Genomic DNA, 20,965 nt, shown 5'->3' with positions numbered 1-20,965 from the left:
CCTGGATTCGAACCAGGGAATGCTGGCATCAAAAGCCAGTGCCTTACCGCTTGGCGATAGCCCAACAATGATATCACTTAAGATATCTCAATATGGTGCGGTCGGAGAGACTTGAACTCTCACACCTCTCGGCGCCAGAACCTAAATCTGGTGCGTCTACCAATTCCGCCACGACCGCTTTACTTTCCTAAAAACTCTTGTCGTTAATAAACATGTATTTAATAACAAACAGAGTGCTTAGGAAATGGTGGCTACTGCGGGATTTGAACCTGCGACCCCATCATTATGAGTGATGTGCTCTAACCAACTGAGCTAAGTAGCCATTTCCAAATTGTCGTTCATTTCGAGACGTTGCCGCTTCGTTGTGAACGGGGCGCATTATGCGTAGTTGAGCGAAACCCGTCAACTTTTTTTTTGAATAAATCGCGAATAAACATCTGTTCGGTTTCTTTTTAGGCAAAGAGGCGTATTTGTCGACAAAAAACAGGTCAAAAAGGCGATATATATAGGAAGTTAAGTTTCTGATGAGGGGCAATTTAGAAAGGGGAAAAACAAAAAGGCCAGTGAATTCACTGGCCTTTTTTCTAGATGTTTAATCAGAATTATACGTTGAAGCGGAAGTGAACAACGTCACCATCTTTAACAATGTATTCTTTACCTTCAAGGCGCCATTTACCTGCGTCTTTCGCTCCGCTCTCACCGTTAAATTCGATGAAGTGATCAAATCCAACAACTTCAGCACGGATGAAACCTTTCTCGAAGTCTGTGTGGATCTTACCCGCTGCTTGTGGCGCAGTTGCACCTACAGGGATTGTCCAAGCACGAACTTCTTTAACGCCAGCTGTGAAGTAAGTTTGAAGAGTCAGTAGTTCGTAACCAGAGCGGATCACTCGGTTAAGACCTGGCTCTTCGATACCCATATCCGCTAGGAACTCTTCGCGATCTTCGTCGTCAAGTTCAGAAAGCTCAGATTCGATTGCTGCACAAACAGCAACAACTACGTTGTTTTCGTTTTCAGCGTATTCACGAACAGCGTCTAGGTATGGGTTATTTTCAAAACCATCTTCTGCAACGTTTGCGATGTACATTGTTGGCTTAAGCGTTAGGAAGTTTAGGTAGCCGATTGCTGCCGCTTCTTCTTTGCCAAGTTCAACAGTACGCGCCATCCCACCTTCTGTTAGAACTGGAAGTAGCTTTTCTAGTACAGTGATTTCGAATTTAGCGTCTTTGTCGCCGCCTTTTGCTTTCTTCGCGTTACGTTGAATTGCACGCTCACAACTGTCTAAGTCAGCCAGTGCAAGTTCAAGGTTGATCACTTCGATATCTTCGATTGGAGATACTTTGCCAGCAACGTGAACAATGTTTTCATTTTCAAAGCAGCGCACAACGTGACCGATAGCGTCAGTTTCACGGATGTTAGCTAGGAATTTGTTACCAAGACCTTCACCTTTAGATGCGCCAGCTACTAGGCCCGCGATATCTACGAATTCCATTGTCGTTGGAAGGATCTTCTGTGGATTAACAATTTTTGCTAATGCATCTAAGCGTAGATCTGGAACCGGAACGATACCTGTGTTTGGTTCGATCGTACAAAATGGAAAGTTTGCTGCTTCGATGCCTGCTTTAGTCAGTGCGTTAAACAGAGTTGACTTACCAACGTTTGGTAGACCAACGATGCCACATTTAAAACCCATGATATAAACCTTATTCTGCTTTGAACGTATGTAAGCGATTTTGTGCTTTTGGTAGGCCATCTTTCAATAAGATGTCTAGGCTGCGAACCGATTCGTCAACGACGGCCTCGATACACTCTTGCTCTTTTTGAGGAGCTTTGCCTAATACATAACCTGCAACTTTATCTTTGTGTCCTGGATGGCCAATGCCTAATCTAAGACGATAGAATTCTTTATTGTTACCCTGTTTGCTGATGATGTCTTTCAGACCATTATGTCCACCATGACCACCACCTTTTTTAAACTTTCCAATACCAGGAGGCAGATCTAACTCGTCGTGAGCGACCATGATCTCTTCAGGTTTAATTTGGTAGAACTTTGCTAAGGCTGCAACTGCTTTGCCTGACAAGTTCATAAAAGTAGTTGGGATCAGCAAACGAAGATCTTCACCGTGAACCATGATACGACCCGTTAGGCCAAAGAACTTTGGTTCGTTCTTTAGTGTCACGTTATGTACACGCGCTAATTCTTCAACTACCCAAGCACCCGCATTGTGGCGAGTTTTGGCGTATTCTGGACCTGGATTAGCCAGTCCAACGAGAAGTTTTATTTGTTGGCTCAAGGTATGGATCTCTCTTGGGATTTCAAAAAGCGCCGTATGATATCACAGTTTATGAAAAAGGTGCGAGCTAGCTGATAGCTGCGCGATTATTCCTGTTTGTGATAACTAGTAGGGCAATATTACTCAGACATAAAAAAAGCACTTCATTGAATGAAGTGCTTAATGTTTTTCTCTCACGTGTTTCTAAAACAAAGCTATTGAGCTCTGATTAGTTGAACATCGCTGAGATTGATTCTTCGTTGCTGATACGACGAATCGCTTCAGCAAGCATGCGAGAAAGGCTAAGTGTTGTCACTTTACCAGTCGCAGCCATCTCTGGAGATAGAGAGATAGAATCCGTTACGATAACTTGGTCTAGAACAGAGTTCTTGATGTTGTTCGCAGCAGTACCAGAGAAAACAGCGTGAGTTGCGTAAGCGAATACACGCTTAGCACCGCGCTCTTTAAGTGCTTCAGCTGCTTTACATAGTGTGCCACCTGTATCGATCATGTCATCAACGATAACACAGTCACGGCCTTCAACATCACCGATTAGGTTCATTACTTCAGAAACGTTAGCACGTGGACGACGCTTATCAACGATAGCGATGTCAACATCACCTAGCGCTTTAGCCGTTGCACGAGCACGTACAACACCACCAAGATCTGGAGAAACCACAACTGGGTTTTCTAGGCCACGGTTAGCCATGTCTTCTAGAAGAACTGGAGTACCGAAGATGTTATCAACTGGTACATCGAAGAAGCCTTGGATTTGCTCTGCGTGTAGGTCGATAGTAAGAACGCGGTCAACGCCAACGTTAGAAAGGAAATCTGCAACAACTTTTGCAGTAATTGGCACACGAGCAGAACGTACACGACGATCTTGACGGGCATAACCGAAGTAAGGGATTACAGCAGTAATACGGCCAGCAGAAGCACGGCGCATTGCGTCAATCATTACCACCAATTCCATAAGGTTGTCATTGGTTGGTGCACAAGTTGATTGAATCAGGAATACATCGCTACCACGAACGTTTTCATTGATTTGAACAGCGACTTCGCCATCAGAAAAACGGTCTACAGTAGCATCGCCAAGAGAGATGTATAGACGATCAGCAATACGTTGGGCTAGTTCAGGTGTTGCGTTACCAGCAAATAGCTTCATATCAGGCACGGTGGAAACCTCGGGTTGCGTCCAGTTTTAAATAGATTGTGGGTGGGCTGATTGGTATTCAGCCAGAGTTTCTTTTAAAGGAGAAATGTTTCTTCCTTTCGCTACGAAAGCGGAAACTGTGTCAGGCAGTTGTTCTCGCACCAATTCGGCGTCTTTTTCGCTGTTAAATTCAGCAAAAACGCACGAACCTGTGCCAGTCAATCTCGACGGCGCGTATTGTAGCAGCCATGAAAGTTGCTTATCAACCTCTGGGTACAGCATTCGCACAATTTTTTCGCAATCGTTTACGTATTCTTGCTCTAGAAGCGTTGATAGCGCTCGCTTTGGCGTGTTTCGAGTTAATTCTGAATGTGTGAATATGTCTACAGTTGCTATGCTCACTTGAGGTTTAACCACAAGATACCATTTCTCATCCGGATTAGCTGGCTGTAGCTGTTCTCCAACGCCTTCAGCAAAGGCGGCGTAGCCTCGAACGAAGACAGGAACGTCAGCACCAAGCTTCAAACCGATCTTAGCGAGCTGATCATCCGAGAGGTTGAGTTGCCATAAATAATTCAGGGCGACCAACACGGTTGCTGCGTTTGAAGAGCCTCCACCAATACCACCACCCATAGGCAGCACTTTCTTGAGTTCAATATCCGCACCGAAAGAGGTCGATGTGTATTGTTGAAGGGCCGTAGCCGCTTTCCAAATAAGGTTGTCTTCTGTAGCAACGCCCGGAATTGCAGGGCTTATTGTGATCGCACTTGTTTTTTTATTTGCAGTGACCGTCAGTTCATCACCAAAATCGACAAACTGAAATAAGGTTTGAAGTTCGTGATAGCCATTGTCACGTCGACCAGTGATATAGAGAAATAAATTCAGTTTAGCCGGAGAGGGCCAATGGGTTGGCGTTGTTATCATTTTTTCAGTGTCCACTTCGAAACTACAATGTTGATTTTGTTCTCGTTTTGCTTGAATGACAATCGAGTAGGGAGTGGGATTGTCTCTACTTTTGCGTTGTCTTCATTCGATAGTTGCTTACTCGGCATCTCTGTATTGCGATAGTTAGCAAAATTCAGTGTCCATAATTGACTGCTGACTTGTTTGGACAGAGATTCAAGCGTGTTGGTGCTGTTGAGTTGATAGGAATCGGCTTGGTCTGGAATGCCAAGGAACCATTGTGGTAGATGATCAATGGGGATCTGTAAGCCTGTCAGCTGCTCAACCAAGATTGAAGCACTCGCATGAGTAAAGATTTGGTCATCATAGGTCACGACTTTTGCACCCGATGGATCAATGGTTAGGTTCAATGCGGTTTGACCGAGAAACGTCGTAAGCCTTAATTGACTTTTATTTGGAGAGTGCTTCCAAATGAAATTGAGGCTTTGGCGTTGCTCTGGGGAAATGTAAGCGAGCTTGCCTGACGCTTGATAGTTTTCTATCTGTAAAAGCCGATCTTGGTGACTTTGCCACTCGACGCTGGTTGGTTGTTCTGGGATAGACGAGCAACCCACCATAATTATGGTCATAAAAATAAGAGACGTGATTTTGAGAAGCTTGCTCATATTTGCTCACAACTTGTTCAAATTTATCTAAAAAACGCTTCAACTATAGCATTGAATTCACGAAGTCAGGAAAACAAATCCCGCTTGCTCTTTAAATAGAGCCATGCATCAAGTAAAATTCGCCCCTTGTTTCCATTCCCTGATCGAGAACTTCTGATACATGTCTTTGCTTGCCGTAGGTATCAATCACAATACAGCGTCGGTTGAATTGCGAGAAAAAGTCGCTTTTGGTCCAGATAAATTATCTGAGGCACTCAAGCAACTTAACGCAAATGCACACGTAAATGGAAGTGTCATACTTTCTACCTGTAATCGAACTGAAGTGTATTGTGACGTCAAAGGCGTGGCAAAAAACAAGTTGATCGATTGGTTGTCAGTTTTCCATCAAGTTAGCCCTGAAGAGCTAAAACCAAGCCTTTATATCCATGAAGAGCAGGCTGCGATTAAACATTTAATGCGTGTAGCTTGTGGTTTGGACTCTTTAGTATTGGGCGAGCCACAGATCTTAGGTCAGGTGAAGCAAGCTTATACAGACTCGCGAGAGAACAAATCTGTTGATGCTTCAATGGAAAAACTGTTCCAGAAATCATTCTCTGTCGCGAAGCGTGTTCGAACTGAAACGGAGATCGGCGGAAGCGCGGTTTCGGTTGCTTACGCAGCTTGTACGTTAGCCAAGCACATATTTGAATCGATTGCCGATTCAACCGTGTTATTGGTGGGGGCGGGTGAAACGATTGAGTTGGTGGCTAAGCATCTTTCAGCAAATGGCTGTACCAAGATGATAGTGGCTAACCGAACTCGTGAGCGTGCTTTAGGGCTGGCTGAAGAGTTTGGTGCTGAAGTGATCAGCCTAAATGAGATCCCTGATCATCTGCATCGAGCGGATATCGTGATCAGCTCAACCGCCAGTCCGTTACCGATTATAGGTAAGGGTATGGTAGAGACCGCGCTGAAGACGAGAAAACATCAACCTATGTTATTGGTTGATATTGCGGTTCCGCGTGATGTGGAATCTCAGGTCGGCGAATTAAACGACGCCTACCTTTATTCTGTGGATGATCTGCAGTCGATTGTTGATGGCAACATTGAACAACGCAAAGTGGAAGCGATTCAAGCGGAAGCAATAGTTAGCGAAGAAAGTGCGGCATTCATGAGTTGGATGCGTTCACTGCAAGCAGTAGACAGTATTCGTGACTACCGTAAATCGGCCAACGAAATCCGAGAAGAATTATTAAGTAAGAGTTTACAATCACTTGCCGCTGGCGGTGACCCTGAAAAAGTCTTACTTGAGCTAAGCAATAAGCTCACAAACAAATTGATCCATGCTCCAACGCGCGCACTTCAAAGTGCAGCAGAGCAAGGAGAACCTGCAAAATTAATGGTCATTAGACAGAGTTTGGGCTTAGAAAACCCTCAATAATATTAGACCTCCAACAGAATAAGACATTATGAAAGCCTCGATTCTAGTAAAGCTTGAAACACTTGTTGAACGCTATGAAGAAGTTCAACATCTACTTGGTGATCCAGATGTAATCGGGAATCAAGACAAATTCCGTGCACTTTCTAAAGAGTACTCTCAACTAGAAGAAGTAACGGCTTGCTTCCAGTCATACCAGCAAGCTCAAGAAGATTTAGAAGCTGCTGAAGAGATGGCGAACGAAGATGACGCTGAAATGCGTGAAATGGCTCAAGACGAAATCAAAGACGCAAAAGCGGCGATTGAACGTTTGACTGATGAGCTACAGATTCTTCTGATTCCAAAAGATCCAAACGATGAGCGCAACTGTTTCCTTGAAATCCGTGCAGGCGCGGGTGGTGATGAAGCGGGTATCTTCGCGGGCAACCTGTTCCGTATGTACTCTAAGTTTGCTGAGAAGAAAGGTTGGCGCGTTGAAATCATGAGCAGCAATGCTTCTGAACAAGGCGGCTACAAAGAGATGATCGCTAAGGTAAGCGGCGATGCTGTTTACGGCACCATGAAGTTTGAGTCGGGCGGTCACCGTGTACAACGTGTACCTGAAACTGAATCTCAAGGCCGTGTTCACACGTCAGCATGTACAGTTGCAGTTATGCCTGAGATCCCAGAAGCTGATCTGCCTGAAATCAAAGCGGGCGATCTTAAAATTGATACTTTCCGTGCATCAGGCGCGGGTGGTCAGCACGTTAACACCACGGATTCAGCAATCCGTATTACTCACTTACCAACGGGTACAGTAGTAGAGTGTCAGGACGAGCGTTCTCAGCATAAAAACAAAGCGAAAGCGATGGCTGTTCTTGCTGCTCGTATTGTTCAAGCAGAAGAAGAGCGCCGCGCGGCAGCGGTTTCTGATACACGTCGTAACCTATTAGGTTCTGGTGACCGTAGTGACCGTATTCGTACGTACAACTACCCACAAGGTCGTGTTTCGGATCACCGTATCAACCTTACTATCTACCGTCTTAACGAAGTACTTGAAGGTGACATGCAAAGCTTGCTTGATCCTGTACTTCAAGAGCACCAAGCCGATCAGCTTGCTGCACTTGCAGAGAACAACTAACCTGTATGCAGTCAGCATATACGGTTGAAAGTGCTTTAAAAGCAGCAATCGTAAAGCTTCAAGAGGGTGATAACACATCACCCTCTATTGATGCAGCGGTACTGCTTTGTCACGCCTTAGATAAACCAAGATCTTACCTACTGACTTGGCCTGAGAAGCATCTCACCTCAGAGCAAGAGTCTGAATTCAATGCCCTTCTAAAACGTCGCTTAACTGGTGAGCCTGTGGCTTATATTATCGGTGAGCGTGAGTTTTGGTCACTGCCGTTAAAAGTTTCTCCTTCTACCTTAATTCCACGCCCAGATACTGAGCGTTTGGTTGAGGTGGCTTTGGATAAAACTTACGGCAAGCAAGGTGCGATTCTAGATTTAGGGACAGGTACAGGTGCTATCGCGTTAGCATTGGCGTCAGAGATGCCGAACCGACAGGTAACGGGTATTGATCTTCGCCCTGAAGCGCAGCAGCTGGCGACAGAAAATGCGAAGCGCTTAAACATCACCAACGCTACGTTTTTACATGGCAGTTGGTTTGAGCCTTTGAGCTCTGAAGAAGCTGTGAAGTTCTCTCTGATTGTCTCTAACCCACCTTATATTGAGAAAGATGATCCTCATTTATCTCAAGGGGATGTGCGTTTTGAGCCAATTACCGCATTGGTTGCTGAAGAGAAAGGACTGGCTGACATTCGCTATATTTCTGAAAATGCACGTGGCTTTTTGGAAAATGAAGGCTGGTTGGCGTTTGAACACGGTTACGACCAAGGCTTGGCGGTGCGTGAGATAATGCAGGCGCTCGGTTATCTCGATGTTGTCACAGAGAAAGATTACGGTGGTAATGACCGAGTGACATTGGGTCGTTACTGTTCATAGTTAGTGACTGTTCATAGATAGTGACTGTCCATCGGCTGCGGTTAATCGTCTTGTGAGCAATAGATGATGAACTTGCTAAATTGATACCTTTAACTCGACAATACATTTCACCCGATGATGCATTTAACGCAGAAATACAGAGCATTAACGGGTATTGTGTGGCTCGTGTTAACGAAAGCACATATAAAAATATAAAGGAATACCATGTACGAAGGTTTAAAACATTTTCACTTACTAACGATTGCGATAAGCGCACTGCTGCTTTCGATTCGTTTCGCTCTTATGATGGCTAACTCTCCAAAGCTTAAGCATCCTTTCTTGCAGCGTTTTCCTCATATCAATGATTCGTTGCTACTGCTATCGGGTATTGGTTTGATTTTTATCACCGGCTTTATTCCATTTACACCTGCAGCACCATGGTTAACTGAAAAACTAACCTGTGTTATGGCTTACATTGCATTGGGCTTCTTTGCACTTAAGCTAGGTAAGAACAAGCTATTGAGAGTTTTCTCTTTCTTCGGTGCACTTGGCTGGTTAGCAATGGCAGGCAAAATCGCAATGACCAAGACGCCAACATTTTTCGGTTAATTATCTCCTTATTTTCGGTTAACTATCTATGTACGAATTTTTTGATGAAGACTTTGACCAGCTAGAATTAGCTGAAGGTGCATTGATCTTAAATAAAGCGATTAACCCAGAAACCCAAGACAGTTGGGCTGAGCAAGAGCTGGCAAGATTGTTTAAAGAAGCTGAGTTTGCTTTGGTTCATGAAACCGACGAACAGCAGAAGTTTGAGTCTTTTATTCGACTATTTTTCTACGAGTGGGGTTTTGCTGGCGATAAGGACGCGTACTTCTCTTCAGAAAACGCATTCATTGATAAAGTGCTTGAGAGAAAGAAAGGCATTCCAGTGAGTCTGGGGGCGATCTTTCTTTTTCTAGGTCGCAAGCTAGGCTTTCCTGTAGAGGGCGTCTCTTTCCCGACTCAATTCTTACTTAAAGTAAGCTGGTACGGGCAAGCTGCGGCCTACATTAACCCTTATAACGGTGAGTACGTTGGCGAACAAACGTTGCGAGCATGGTTAATTGGGCATGATGGCCCATTAGCTAAGGTGAAACCTGAGCACTTGGAAGTCGCCGACCATCCAACAATTATTGGTAAGTGGTTAGCTCTGCTCAAGAGTGCACTGCTGCGAGAAGAGCGTTATACACTTGCATTGAAGTGTACCGATCTGGCGTTAACGTTTGTGCCGGATGACCCGTATGAAATCCGTGACCGCGGTTTTATCTATCAGCAGCTAGACTGTCATCAAGTGGCTGCAACGGATTATCAATACTTTATCGACCAATGCCCAGATGACCCTGCATCTGAGTTACTGAAATCTCAAGTGAACGTCATGAACGAAAAGACAGTGGTTGTTCACTAATTAATAATTATTTAGAGAGAATATGATGGAACAGAAAACAGTTCATATTGGCGATATGCCAATTGCTAACGACAAGCCATTTACGCTATTTGCAGGCATGAACGTTCTTGAATCTCGCGATCTCGCTATGCAGATCTGTGAGCACTATGTAAAAGTAACAGAGAAGCTGGGCATCCCTTACGTATTTAAGGCGTCTTTCGATAAAGCGAATCGAAGCTCAGTTCATTCATACCGTGGTCCAGGCATGGAAGAAGGTCTTAAAATCTTCCAAGAGCTGAAAGACACTTTCGGCGTGAAGATCATTACTGATATTCACACAGAAGCCCAAGCTCAGCCTGTTGCGGATGTGGTTGATGTGATCCAACTACCTGCATTCTTAGCTCGTCAAACTGATCTTGTTGAAGCAATGGCTAAGACTGGCGCAGTAATCAACGTGAAGAAGCCTCAGTTCATGAGCCCGAACCAAGTTGGCAACATCGTTGATAAGTTCGCTGAGTGTGGTAACGACAACATCATCCTTTGTGAGCGTGGCGCTTGCATGGGTTACGACAACCTAGTAGTTGATATGCTTGGCTTTGGCGTAATGAAGAAGTCTTCAAACGGTAGCCCAATCATCTTCGATGTGACGCACTCTCTACAAATGCGTGACCCATCAGGTGCTGCATCTGGCGGCCGTCGTGAGCAAACGGTTGAGCTTGCTAAAGCGGGTCTTGCGACAGGTATTGCGGGTCTGTTCATTGAAGCTCACCCTAACCCAGACCAAGCTCGCTGTGATGGCCCATCTGCGCTACCTCTAGACAAACTAGAGCCGTTCTTGAAGCAGATGAAAGCACTGGATGACCTTATCAAAGGCTTTGAGCACATCGATATTAAGTAGCTGAAGCTGATGTTAAATAACTCGCTAATGTAAATTAGTTAAAGTGGTTATTTAACGATATCAAATAAACGCCCAACTCTAAGAGTTGGGCGTTTTTGTTTATCTGGGTATCAGTTCGTTTCGTTGTGCGCTTATCTGTTCTTTTGAGCGCTAATTAGCGCTAGATGATTAAACCCTTGTTAACAGAATCTTTGACTCCCTAAGAAATAACCATGAGTGTGTGAGGTCTGTCCTGTTTACAGTAAATTACTGATGTTCATCACACTTTATAAGTAAACGATTGCCTGTGATGCAGGGGAAGTTTGAGTGTAATCTCATAATTTTGTTACACTTAACTGTTGATCTATGCGTGACCAATTCGACATAAATATGAAATCGTCGTGTTACATCTAGAATGTTAATTTAAGATTAGTCATGTTGAAGTCTTATTGTTCGAACTCCAGGAAAGGGGTCGCAATAGATTATAAAAAGCAGTGGATTCCCCTAAAAAGTTCAAAGGTATGACAATGAAGCAACGCCTTATTCTAAAGACAGCACTAAGTGCTGCAATCCTAGCTACTTTAGCTGGGTGTGCGTCTCAATCAGCTCATGATTGGAACCAAGACGAAACTTACAAGCTAACGATTCTTCACACAAACGATAACCATGGTCGTTTCTGGCAGAATAAATACGGCGAATACGGCATGTCTGCGCGTAAAACGCTTGTTGACCAACTTCGTTCAGAAGTTGAAGCAGAAGGCGGTAGCGTGTTGCTTCTATCTGGCGGTGACATCAACACGGGTGTTCCAGAGTCAGACCTTCAGGACGCAGAACCTGATTTTAAAGGTATGAACAAAATTGGTTACGATGCAATGGCATTGGGTAACCACGAGTTTGATAACTCTTTAGACGTACTACAAAAGCAGATCGACTGGGCTAACTTCCCAATGTTATCTGCAAACATCTACGATAAAGCGACAGGCGAACGTAAATTCCAAGCGTACGAAATGTTTGAAAAGCAAGGTATCAAGATTGCGGTTATTGGTTTAACAACTGAAGATACCCAAAAGATTGGTAACCCTGAATTTATCGCAGGCATAGATTTCCGTGACCCTAAAGAAGAAGCGAAGAAGCTAATCGCTGAACTTAAAGAAACAGAAAAACCGGATCTAATCTTTGCTGTGACTCACATGGGTCACTACGAAAATGGCCAACGTGGTGTTAACGCTCCGGGTGATGTTGCACTCGCTCGTTACCTAAACGAAGGCGATCTAGACATGATCGTTGGTGGTCACTCTCAAGAGCCTGTATGTATGGAAGGCCCTAACGTAGCGAAGAAAAACTTCAAGCCGGGTGATGAGTGTAAGCCTGACGTACAGAACGGTACTTACATCGTTCAAGCTCATGAGTGGGGCAAGTACGTAGGCCGTGCTGATTACGAATTCCGTAACGGCGAACTAGAGATGGTGAGCTACGATCTGATTCCAGTTAACCTTAAAAAGAAAGTTAAGATTGACGGTAAGAAGCAACGTGTTCTTATTCAAGATGAAATCGCACAAGACCCAGAGTTACTTGAATTCCTACGACCTTTCCAAGAGCAAGGTCAAGCACAGCTAGAAGTTCAAATTGCTGAAACTAATGGCAAGCTTGAAGGCGACCGTAACGTTGTTCGTTTCCAACAGACTAACCTAGGTCGTTTGATTGCAACGTCTCACATGGAGCGTGCAAAAGCAGACTTCGCTGTGATGAACTCTGGTGGTGTACGTGATTCAATTGAAGCCGGTGATGTGACTTACAAAGACGTACTAACAGTACAACCTTTTGCAAACATCCTGACTTACACAGACATGACGGGTAAAGAAGTTCTAGATTACCTAAATGTAGTGGCGACTAAACCAATCGATTCTGGTGCTTACGCACAGTTTGCTGGTATCTCAATGACAGTGGCAAACGGTGAAGTATCGAATGTATTCATCGGTGGTAAACAGCTACGTTTAGATGAAACATACCGTTTCACGGTGCCAAGCTTCAACGCAGCTGGTGGTGATGGTTACCCTAAACTGTCTGACCACCCTGGTTACGTAAACACTGGCTTTGTTGACGCTGAAGTACTGAAAGAGTACCTAGAAGCAAACAGCCCGGTTGACGTAAACAAGTATGCACCTTCAGGCCAAATGGTTTACAAGTAATTGAATCCAAGCAATTGTATCAATAGGGGCTAAATTAGATTGACTCTAGCACCATGATAAATTTAACTAAAGCGACGCCTCGGCGTCGCTTTTTGTTTATCTATCGTTTGGATTTGTTATGACCCCTGCAATCAATCTCGCCAAGAAAAAGAAAATCGCTCATAGTGTGCATCAGTATCATCATGATGCGAATAATACCAACTATGGATTGGAAGCCGTTGAAGCGCTAGGTCAGGACCCAAAACGTGTGTTCAAAACGCTGTTGTTCTGTTTGAACGGTGTCGCTAAAGATTTGGCGGTTGCCGTTATTCCTGTCGATCAGAAGCTAAACTTAAAGCTGGCAGCAAAAGCAGCGAAAGGCAAAAAAGCAGAGATGGCTGATCCAGATATTGCTCAGAAAACCACGGGTTATGTTGTTGGTGGAATTAGTCCTCTTGGACAGAAAAAAGCACTGCCTACCTTTGTTCATTCTACCGCAACCGATTTTGAAACGATCTGTGTGAGTGCAGGGAAGCGCGGGCTAGAGATTGAGTTAGATCCGAAAGATTTAGTAAAACTGACTCGAGGCCAGTTTGCTGATCTATGTTTATAGATTGTCGTCATCATGACGATAAAACTATCGAATGACCAACAAAAACGCCCGCTAGACTAATCTAACGGGCGTTTTTATATCGGGTGTCTCGTCTTACTGATTCTGACTACTTCTTAAGACCTAAAGTACCACCAACACGCTTTGGTGCAGGTTTGTTCGGTCTGTTTGAATCTTGGCTGCGGTTTGCCGGTTTACCGCTTCTACGATCGGTATTGTCGCGATCGGTACGATTGCGATCCGAACGGTTTCTATCTGAATTAGAGCGCTCTGAACGAGAGTTTGATTTCCAGTTCTCGGTATTACCACCGCTTTCACCGTTCGACGAATTGCGGCCACGCTTTGAATTAGGCGCATGACGGAATTCATCCGCATTGTTACCGCGGTAAGTGCGAGTACGGTTCTCTTTTTGATTGCGACGTGCTGTTGAAGTTTGGTTCTCTTCACGGCTGTCAAAAAGTTTCGCGTCAGTCGCTTTACGAATACGTTGACCTTTCGCGTTCATTTTTGACGCATCTTCCGTACTTACTGAACCTTCACACATCGCCAAGATCTCGGTGATCTCTTCGTCGCTCAGGTAGCGCCATTTGCCGTTAGGAATACCGTCTAGTGAGATATTCATAATACGAACACGGCGCAGCTTAAATACTTCGTAACCGAGCGCTTCACACATACGGCGAATTTGGCGGTTAAGGCCTTGTGTTAGTGTAATTCGGAATGAGAACTTGGTTTCTTTCTCGACCTTACATGGCAAGGTAACAGTATCGAGAATATGGACACCAGCGCCCATTTGCTTCAAAAACTCAGTCGTAATCGGCTTATCTACACGCACCACGTATTCTTTCTCGTGATTGTTACCTGCACGTAGGATTTTGTTTACGATGTCGCCATCGTTGGTCAAGAAGATAAGGCCATCAGAAGGTTTATCTAAGCGGCCAATAGGGAAAATACGCTTGTGGTGGCCGATAAAGTCGACGATGTTGCCAGGAATATCACGCTCAGTCGTACAGGTGATACCTGTTGGTTTATTAAGAGCAATGTAAATCGGCTTCTCTTTTGAGCGAACAGGCTTATTGTCGATCTCAACATCATCACCTGGCAAGACTTTAGTGCCCATCTCAGGGATCTTACCGTTAATAGTAACTCGGCCTGCATCAATGAGTTTATCGGCTTCGCGGCGTGAGCAAAAACCAGTTTCACTGATGTATTTATTAAGGCGTTTAGCTTGGGATTCTTGTGACATGATATTCTCTTAGCGTTTCACAACGGAAATATAAATAAACAAAAAGCAACCTTTGGATAGTTGCTTTGAGTTGGAATTCGTTAACTGAGGCAATTTTAGCACTTGGTGTGAGTCTAGGCACGAAATATCGATCCTGATGCCAAATCGTTATTCGCCCGTTTATCTATCTCAACCTATTAACTGGTGCGCTTTTGATGGCGCTCTCTGTTCTCTAGCTTTTTCTCATTACTCTTTCTGAGCATGACATAGACAGCGCCCGTACCACCATGAAATTGCTGAGCAGAATGAACACATTGAACGTCGTTGATTTGCGTGAGCCAATTTGCCACGTAGCTTTTCATCATTGCTGGTGGGTCCGAACGCTCTCCCTTACCGTGAACAATGATGACGGTACGAACATCCATTCTTAAACACTGACGCAAAAATGAAAGCACTTCGTTACGTGCGTCTTTCAGTGTTTTTCTATGAAGGTCGAGCTTGGCTTGAATAGGGTATTTGCCTAGGCGCAGCTTTTTGTATACGCCTTCTTGTACACCGTCTTTTTTATAAGCAACGACATCGTCTGGCTTGATCATTGGCGAATAGTCTAATGATAAGTAGTCTTTCTCGTCGTCAGACAGCCACATAGCGGCTTCACGCTTAGCAAGGTGAGATTCTGTGACTCGGTGTACTTTTTGGTGTTCAGCGGTGTCATGGTCGATACGTTTAACATCGCCCATCATTTCTTGGAAGAGATCTAAGTCGTCATCATGAGACATATTGTGTATCTCAAGTTGGGAAGGATAGGGTAAGTATACCTAAGTTGAGGCTGGGTTTAAAAATGAAAAAACCGGAGAAGACAATAAGTCTGCTCCGGTGCAAAGCGTTTTTACATTTAGTTATAAAATAAAGTAATACTTATAAAGTAAAACAATGCTTAAAAGTAAATGATTTAGGCTGAGCGATTCTAGTGAGGAGATTTTTCAGTCATAACTTTGTAGATGAAGAAGCCTCCATAAAACATCATGAGACCCAGAGCCCCGAAGATTACTATCATTGAAGATAGTCCCACCGCATTACCAAATAGGAGATCTAGCCAAAAGTCCATGTGTATACCTCAAAGTTATATGACACGGGTTAGTGTATTAAGTGGTGTTATCAATTCACTGATCTGGATCAATTCTGTTTCATAAGTTAAATACTTGTTGGTAACTGTGTGTTTTTCGTCACATCAAGCGAGTTGTTGTATGTCTTTTGTTCGAACGATTGGAATTCACAATAAATATGAGAAAAAGCGCTTGCGGATAAATTCAGAATCCGTATTATACGCTCCATCGACAGGCAATCAGCCAGTTAGATATCTCGGTGAATAGCGCAGCTTGGTAGCGCATCTGGTTTGGGACCAGAGGGTCGGGGGTTCGAATCCCTCTTCACCGACCACATTTAGAAAGCCTGCTCATTGAGCAGGCTTTCGTCGTTTCAGGGGAAGGGAAATGGGATTTGAACCTAGGTGGGGTTCGCCTGATGTTCAAAATAGCTCTTCACCGACCACATAAAAGAAAGCCGTAGCACTCTTTGTAGTAGAAGGTGCTACGGCTTTTTTGCTTTCCGGTATGTACGTCATTCCCTAGAGCGAGTCGGGAATCTCTTGTTGTTCTAAATGCCCTTTATAGAGACAAGGGTTGACCCAATAGCCAGTAGCCCCAAACCTGTTTACTTGACATCACAGGTGATGTTTTTGATTGGAGTCTCTGAAGTGACAAAGCAAACATACGCTTCAGCTGGTTTATTAGGGCCTATTCGAATGTAACCTGCTTGTACTTCATCTTCGTTAAAAGTCACCGAGTGAGAGTTACCCGTCTTGCCATCGTAAAAGCTTGCTTCAAAATTACTATTCATTTGGCTTGCGATACGGTTGCGTGTTGTAGACGTCGTGAACGTAATGTTCGCGCATCGCATTGGTGGCTTCTCAGTAATCAAGAACTGTCCGCTTTCTTTATCTAAGACACCGCCTTTAGCATCAGGTTGAATATCTATAGCCTGAAACTGTTCAATGGTGCACGTTTCTTTGGCTGAGGCTATTGAGGGCATCAGCATCGTGAGGGCTAAAGGGAAAGCAAAAAGTACTGGTTTCATTCGAACAACGCCGTAGGTAGAAAGAGCGAAAGATAATAGCACCCCAATGGTGCTATTAAATGTAATGATTCTGTTATTAGGTAATGCTTATATTAGGAGAAGGTCATGGCTTCGAGTTGAACTAGCTGTCGTCACTAATCTCAAATTGACACTGAGCCTGTTGGCTTTGTGATTGTTGAGTGACATTAAAACCTTTCTCTTTTAACAAGTGTAAAAGGTTGCCTTCTCCAACTAGGTGTAAGGCACCAACCACAATCAAGTAGTTCCCTTTTGAGTCGAGTTTCCAATCATTGGCTGCTAGTTTGTTTGCCCAGTCTATGTTTCGATCGGTTAAAAATGCTTTCTCTAGTTCAGGCGACATCTCAGAGAGCTTTGCGAAGGCTTCCAGTTTTGCTAAATCACCCGCTTTCCAGCTTTCTATTAGGCAATGAACCACACGATCAGTTTGGTCAAATTCCTCAAGGCTACTGACTAACCACTCCTTACCGTCGTCCTTCTGTTTTGTCATCAAGTCTATTTGGAATTGAAGAGGCTCTAAGCTGATCACCGGGACATCTTGGATAGTCGCTTTGTAAGCTAGCGTCGCATCAACGCCTCCTGCGGACCCATAACCAAGATTTTTTAACTGCTGCATCTGTATGGAAAGAGATGTCGCCCAAGGCGGTGAGCTAAGCAGTTGTTGCGTCGGCATATCCAATGATTTTGAGATGTCGATTAATAATTGCAGCTGTTCTTCATTGAGTACATCGGCTGTAGTGAGTTTGTTGCGGGGATATACAACGCCATCAGATTTTCTGATATCCGTTTCGATAACTAACCCATCACTGTTTTTTAGCGTGTCGGTGATCGCTGAAGGAAGTGGGTACATACTATCGTCCCCAACGTGCACAGAACCTAAGATAGTGAGTGTCAGTTCATCCTTTTTTGCTTGCCAATAAAGAGGCTCGGCGAGCGCTTGCCTTGTTGAAAAAGCGAAAACGAATAAAACCATGTACCAGAGTGGGCGCAAAGGGAGCTCCTTTAGGAAGTATTAAACTCGTTAAAATCGATTTTGACGGTGTTTTTTAACGGTTTTTTTTGAGAACGATGTCACGTTGTTTGTACGAAAAGTATAACAACCCGAACAAACTCTTAAACCTTTCTCTCTATCAACGACACGATTTTATGAAATCCTTTAAAAAGATTGTGATTTAATTCTCAATTTTTACGTCAAAATTAAAATGACGGAAGTGTCGATGCTTGTAACTTGATGATTTTATTTAAATTAAATTTATCAATATTTTTGAGATTTGAAGCCGATCACTTTATTAGCTCGATTTAATTCACGGTAAAAAATAAGCCCATATAGTTTATCTAACTTTCGAAGCGCTCCAATTTGCTTCTTACTCAATTTTTAATTTATGGGTGAATACGATGTTGAAGAGAAACTTACTATCTGTAGCGGTATTGGCTGGCCTAACAGGTTGTGCAGTAACGCAAGCACCAGAACAAAAAGTAGTGAATGCACTGGCTGATAATCTTGATGTTCAGTACGAAATTCTAACTAACCATGGTGCGAATGAAGGCTTGGCTTGTCAGGACCTAGGTGCTGAATGGGCGTCATGTAATAAAGTGAACATGACGCTAACCAATGACGGTGAAGCGATTGACTCTAAAGATTGGAGCATCTACTTCCACAGTATTCGTCTTATTTTAGATGTTGATAATGAGCAATTTAAGATCACTCGCGTTACTGGTGACCTTCACAAGCTAGAACCTACTGAAAAATTTGACGGCTTTGCGGCTGGTGAAGAAGTGGTTCTTCCGTTAACGAGTGAATACTGGCAACTGTTTGAAACTGACTTTATGCCAGGTGCATTCGTGACGGCGCCAAACGCAGAACCTAAGATGATTGCATCATTGAATACAGAAGATGTTGCATCGTTCGTAACCGGCCTTGAGGGTAATAACCTTAAGCGTACGCCTGATGATAATAACGTAATGGCGACAGCGGTGACGCGTTTTGAAAAGAATGCTGATCTAGCAACTCAAGATGTATCAACAACGCTATTGCCAACGCCAATGTCGGTAGAAGCGGGTGAAGGTTCAGTAAGTATTGCTGGTGGTATTGCTTTACCAAAAGACGCATTCGACGCTGATCAGTTCGCTGCAATTGAAGAACGTGCAGATGTGGTAAACGTAGATGTGAGTGGTGACCTTCCTGTAAGTGTTGCCGTTGTTCCTACTCAGTTTACGGGTGATTTAGCAAAATCTGGCGCTTATGAACTAAGCATCTCGGAAGAGGGGATTGCGATTAAAGCGTTTGATAAAACGGGTGCTTTCTACGCAGTTCAGTCTATTTTTGGCCTAATAGATAGTCAGAACGCTGAATCATTACCACAACTGTCGATCAAAGATGCACCGCGCTTTGATTACCGTGGTGTGATGGTGGATGTAGCTCGAAACTTCCACTCAAAAGATGCCATCCTAGCAACGCTAGACCAAATGGCGGCATACAAGATGAATAAACTGCACCTTCACCTAACAGATGATGAAGGCTGGCGTTTAGAAATTCCAGGTTTACCAGAGCTAACGGATGTAGGGTCTAATCGTTGTTTTGATTTGGAAGAGCAAAGCTGTTTACTGCCTCAGCTAGGGTCAGGTCCAACAACAGACAACTTTGGCTCTGGTTTCTTTAGTAAAGCGGATTACGTCGAGATCTTAAGCTACGCAAAAGCGCGCAGCATCGAAGTAATTCCAGAAATTGATATGCCAGCACACGCTCGTTCTGCTGTGGTGTCGATGGAAGCGCGTTACACTCGTCTAATGGCGGAAGGTAAAGAAGCGGCAGCAAATGAATACCGCTTGATGGATCCACTAGATACATCGAACGTAACCACGGTTCAGTTCTACGATAAGCAAAGCTTCATTAACCCATGTATGGAATCTTCGACGCACTTTGTTGATAAAGTGATCTCTGAAGTGGCAGCAATGCACCAAGAAGCGGGTGTTCCGCTAACGACTTGGCACTTTGGTGGCGATGAAGCGAAAAACATCAAGTTAGGCGCTGGCTTACAAGATATTAATGCAGAAGATAAAGTGGCTTGGAAAGGTAACATTGACTTGTCTAAGCAAGATAAGCCATTCCAACAGTCTCCACAATGTCAGAAATTAATTGCAGACGGTACAGTAAGTGATTTCGGTCACCTGCCAAGCCACTTTGCAGAAGAGGTGTCTAAGATTGTTGCTGAGAAGGGCATTCCAAACTTCCAAGCTTGGCAAGATGGCCTTAAGTACAGTGAAGGTGAGAATGCGTTCGCAACAGAAAACACACGCGTTAACTTCTGGGACGTTCTTTACTGGGGGGGCACATCATCAGTGTACGAGTGGTCTAAGAAAGGTTACGACGTGATCGCTTCTAACCCAGACTACGTGTACATGGACTTCCCATATGAGGTTGACTCGAAAGAGCGTGGTTACTATTGGGGTACTCGTGCAACCGATACTCGTAAAATGTTTGGTTTTGCACCAGAGAATATGCCTCAAAACGCGGAAACATCTGTAGACCGCGATGGCAACGGCTTTATTGGCAAAGGTGAAATCGAAGCGAAACCTTTCTACGGTCTATCAGCACAGCTTTGGTCTGAGACAGTACGTAACGATGAGCAATATGAATACATGGTGTTCCCTCGCGTACTAGCAGCAGCAGAGCGCGCATGGCACCGAGCAGATTGGGAAAACGACTACAAGGTTGGCGTTGAATACTCTCAAGAAACTAACCTAGTGAATAAGCAAGCGCTAAACAGCGACTTCAATCGCTTCGCCAATATCGTGGGTCAACGTGAACTGGCTAAGCTTGAAAAAGCGGGCATTGATTACCGACTACCCGTGCCGGGCGCTCTGGTTGTGGATGGTAAGTTAGCGATGAACGTTCAATTCCCAGGTGTAGAGCTTCAATACTCAGCAGATGGTGAAAAGTGGCTAACGTATGATGAGCAACAACGTCCATCGGTCTCTGGTGAAACTTACATCCGCTCTATTTCAGAAAGTGGTGAGAAAGTAAGTCGAGTTACCTCAGTTAAATAATCGATAAGCACTATTAGTAAAAGAGCTCCTGACCTTTATCTTATTCAAGATAAAACGGGAGCTCTTTTTGTTTGATGCGAATTA

The 20,965-nt window shown here is 44.1% G+C and carries 19 protein-coding genes and 3 tRNA genes; 10 read left to right on the top strand and 12 right to left on the bottom strand.

The features are described 5' to 3' along the window. Nucleotides 1–93: 93 nt before the first annotated feature. From CWO13_RS20250 to lolB, 7 genes are all read right to left on the bottom strand, one after another. Nucleotides 94–178: transfer RNA gene (locus CWO13_RS20250), tRNA-Leu, on the bottom strand. A gap of 67 nt (nucleotides 179–245) precedes the next feature. Further along, a tRNA-Met gene (locus tag CWO13_RS20245) sits at nucleotides 246–322 on the bottom strand. Nucleotides 323–602: 280 nt separating this feature from the next. Next, the gene (gene ychF / locus CWO13_RS20240) at nucleotides 603–1,694 is read right to left on the bottom strand and encodes a redox-regulated ATPase YchF (RefSeq protein ID WP_010439159.1); all 1,092 of its coding nucleotides are present in this window, start codon (nucleotides 1,692–1,694) and stop codon (nucleotides 603–605) included. Nucleotides 1,695–1,704: 10 nt separating this feature from the next. Beyond that, a complete protein-coding gene (pth, locus tag CWO13_RS20235; protein ID WP_004739815.1) occupies nucleotides 1,705–2,295 on the bottom strand; it encodes an aminoacyl-tRNA hydrolase in 591 nt (196 codons plus the stop codon). A gap of 208 nt (nucleotides 2,296–2,503) precedes the next feature. Continuing rightward, nucleotides 2,504–3,448, bottom strand: a complete 945-nt coding sequence (locus CWO13_RS20230; protein ID WP_004739814.1) for a ribose-phosphate pyrophosphokinase — start codon at nucleotides 3,446–3,448, stop codon at nucleotides 2,504–2,506. Nucleotides 3,449–3,475: 27 nt separating this feature from the next. Further along, nucleotides 3,476–4,351, bottom strand: coding sequence for a 4-(cytidine 5'-diphospho)-2-C-methyl-D-erythritol kinase (ispE, locus tag CWO13_RS20225; protein WP_048669175.1), 876 nt, complete (start codon nucleotides 4,349–4,351; stop codon nucleotides 3,476–3,478). Further along, complete coding sequence (gene lolB, locus CWO13_RS20220) at nucleotides 4,348–4,995, bottom strand: lipoprotein insertase outer membrane protein LolB (RefSeq protein ID WP_102431676.1); 648 nt, start codon at nucleotides 4,993–4,995, stop codon at nucleotides 4,348–4,350. Before lolB ends, ispE begins: the two co-directional genes overlap by 4 nt. A gap of 160 nt (nucleotides 4,996–5,155) precedes the next feature. Between lolB and hemA the strand changes: the two genes are divergently transcribed. From hemA to ybaK, 8 genes are all read left to right on the top strand, one after another. Continuing rightward, nucleotides 5,156–6,415, top strand: a complete 1,260-nt coding sequence (hemA, locus tag CWO13_RS20215) for a glutamyl-tRNA reductase (protein WP_048659779.1) — start codon at nucleotides 5,156–5,158, stop codon at nucleotides 6,413–6,415. Between the two features lie 28 nt (nucleotides 6,416–6,443). Next, nucleotides 6,444–7,532, top strand: a complete 1,089-nt coding sequence (prfA, locus tag CWO13_RS20210; RefSeq protein WP_019821589.1) for a peptide chain release factor 1 — start codon at nucleotides 6,444–6,446, stop codon at nucleotides 7,530–7,532. Between the two features lie 5 nt (nucleotides 7,533–7,537). Beyond that, nucleotides 7,538–8,398, top strand: coding sequence for a peptide chain release factor N(5)-glutamine methyltransferase (prmC, locus tag CWO13_RS20205; RefSeq protein ID WP_102431677.1), 861 nt, complete (start codon nucleotides 7,538–7,540; stop codon nucleotides 8,396–8,398). Between the two features lie 204 nt (nucleotides 8,399–8,602). Continuing rightward, nucleotides 8,603–8,986 (top strand): SirB2 family protein, encoded by a 384-nt coding sequence (locus tag CWO13_RS20200; RefSeq protein WP_009848726.1) that lies wholly within the window; start codon nucleotides 8,603–8,605, stop codon nucleotides 8,984–8,986. 28 nt (nucleotides 8,987–9,014) lie between these two features. Further along, the gene (locus CWO13_RS20195; RefSeq protein ID WP_017069620.1) at nucleotides 9,015–9,824 is read left to right on the top strand and encodes a SirB1 family protein; all 810 of its coding nucleotides are present in this window, start codon (nucleotides 9,015–9,017) and stop codon (nucleotides 9,822–9,824) included. A gap of 22 nt (nucleotides 9,825–9,846) precedes the next feature. Continuing rightward, entirely contained in the window at nucleotides 9,847–10,701 is an 855-nt protein-coding gene (gene kdsA / locus CWO13_RS20190; protein ID WP_017069619.1) for a 3-deoxy-8-phosphooctulonate synthase, read from the top strand. A 506-nt stretch (nucleotides 10,702–11,207) separates the two neighbouring features. Next, nucleotides 11,208–12,869, top strand: a complete 1,662-nt coding sequence (gene ushA, locus CWO13_RS20185; RefSeq protein ID WP_048659781.1) for a bifunctional UDP-sugar hydrolase/5'-nucleotidase UshA — start codon at nucleotides 11,208–11,210, stop codon at nucleotides 12,867–12,869. Nucleotides 12,870–12,987: 118 nt separating this feature from the next. Continuing rightward, nucleotides 12,988–13,461, top strand: a complete 474-nt coding sequence (gene ybaK, locus CWO13_RS20180; protein WP_102431679.1) for a Cys-tRNA(Pro) deacylase — start codon at nucleotides 12,988–12,990, stop codon at nucleotides 13,459–13,461. 106 nt (nucleotides 13,462–13,567) lie between these two features. Here ybaK and rluF read toward each other — a convergent pair whose 3' ends face one another. The 3 genes from rluF to CWO13_RS20165 form a co-directional block, all read right to left on the bottom strand. Beyond that, the gene (gene rluF / locus CWO13_RS20175) at nucleotides 13,568–14,701 is read right to left on the bottom strand and encodes a 23S rRNA pseudouridine(2604) synthase RluF (RefSeq protein ID WP_048659785.1); all 1,134 of its coding nucleotides are present in this window, start codon (nucleotides 14,699–14,701) and stop codon (nucleotides 13,568–13,570) included. Nucleotides 14,702–14,877: 176 nt separating this feature from the next. Beyond that, complete coding sequence (gene smrA, locus CWO13_RS20170; protein ID WP_108083433.1) at nucleotides 14,878–15,459, bottom strand: DNA endonuclease SmrA; 582 nt, start codon at nucleotides 15,457–15,459, stop codon at nucleotides 14,878–14,880. 188 nt (nucleotides 15,460–15,647) lie between these two features. Next, entirely contained in the window at nucleotides 15,648–15,788 is a 141-nt protein-coding gene (locus tag CWO13_RS20165) for a DUF3149 domain-containing protein (RefSeq protein WP_017062321.1), read from the bottom strand. A 255-nt stretch (nucleotides 15,789–16,043) separates the two neighbouring features. On the opposite strand from CWO13_RS20165, the gene CWO13_RS20160 reads away from it, so the two are divergent. Next, nucleotides 16,044–16,120: transfer RNA gene (locus tag CWO13_RS20160), tRNA-Pro, on the top strand. A gap of 273 nt (nucleotides 16,121–16,393) precedes the next feature. Here the strand turns inward: CWO13_RS20160 and CWO13_RS20155 are convergent. Both CWO13_RS20155 and CWO13_RS20150 read right to left on the bottom strand, forming a co-directional pair. Continuing rightward, nucleotides 16,394–16,816, bottom strand: coding sequence for a hypothetical protein (locus tag CWO13_RS20155; RefSeq protein WP_102431666.1), 423 nt, complete (start codon nucleotides 16,814–16,816; stop codon nucleotides 16,394–16,396). 121 nt (nucleotides 16,817–16,937) lie between these two features. Further along, entirely contained in the window at nucleotides 16,938–17,825 is an 888-nt protein-coding gene (locus CWO13_RS20150; protein ID WP_102431665.1) for a TraB/GumN family protein, read from the bottom strand. Nucleotides 17,826–18,229: 404 nt separating this feature from the next. On the opposite strand from CWO13_RS20150, the gene CWO13_RS20145 reads away from it, so the two are divergent. Further along, a complete protein-coding gene (locus CWO13_RS20145; protein ID WP_102431664.1) occupies nucleotides 18,230–20,881 on the top strand; it encodes a beta-N-acetylhexosaminidase in 2,652 nt (883 codons plus the stop codon). Nucleotides 20,882–20,965 lie beyond the last annotated feature (84 nt).

Origin of the sequence: Vibrio sp. ZF 223, assembly GCF_003050585.1 — a bacterium.
Taxonomy (GTDB): Bacteria; Pseudomonadota; Gammaproteobacteria; order Enterobacterales; family Vibrionaceae; genus Vibrio; species Vibrio crassostreae.
This window is presented reverse-complemented; position numbering and strand designations above follow the sequence as displayed.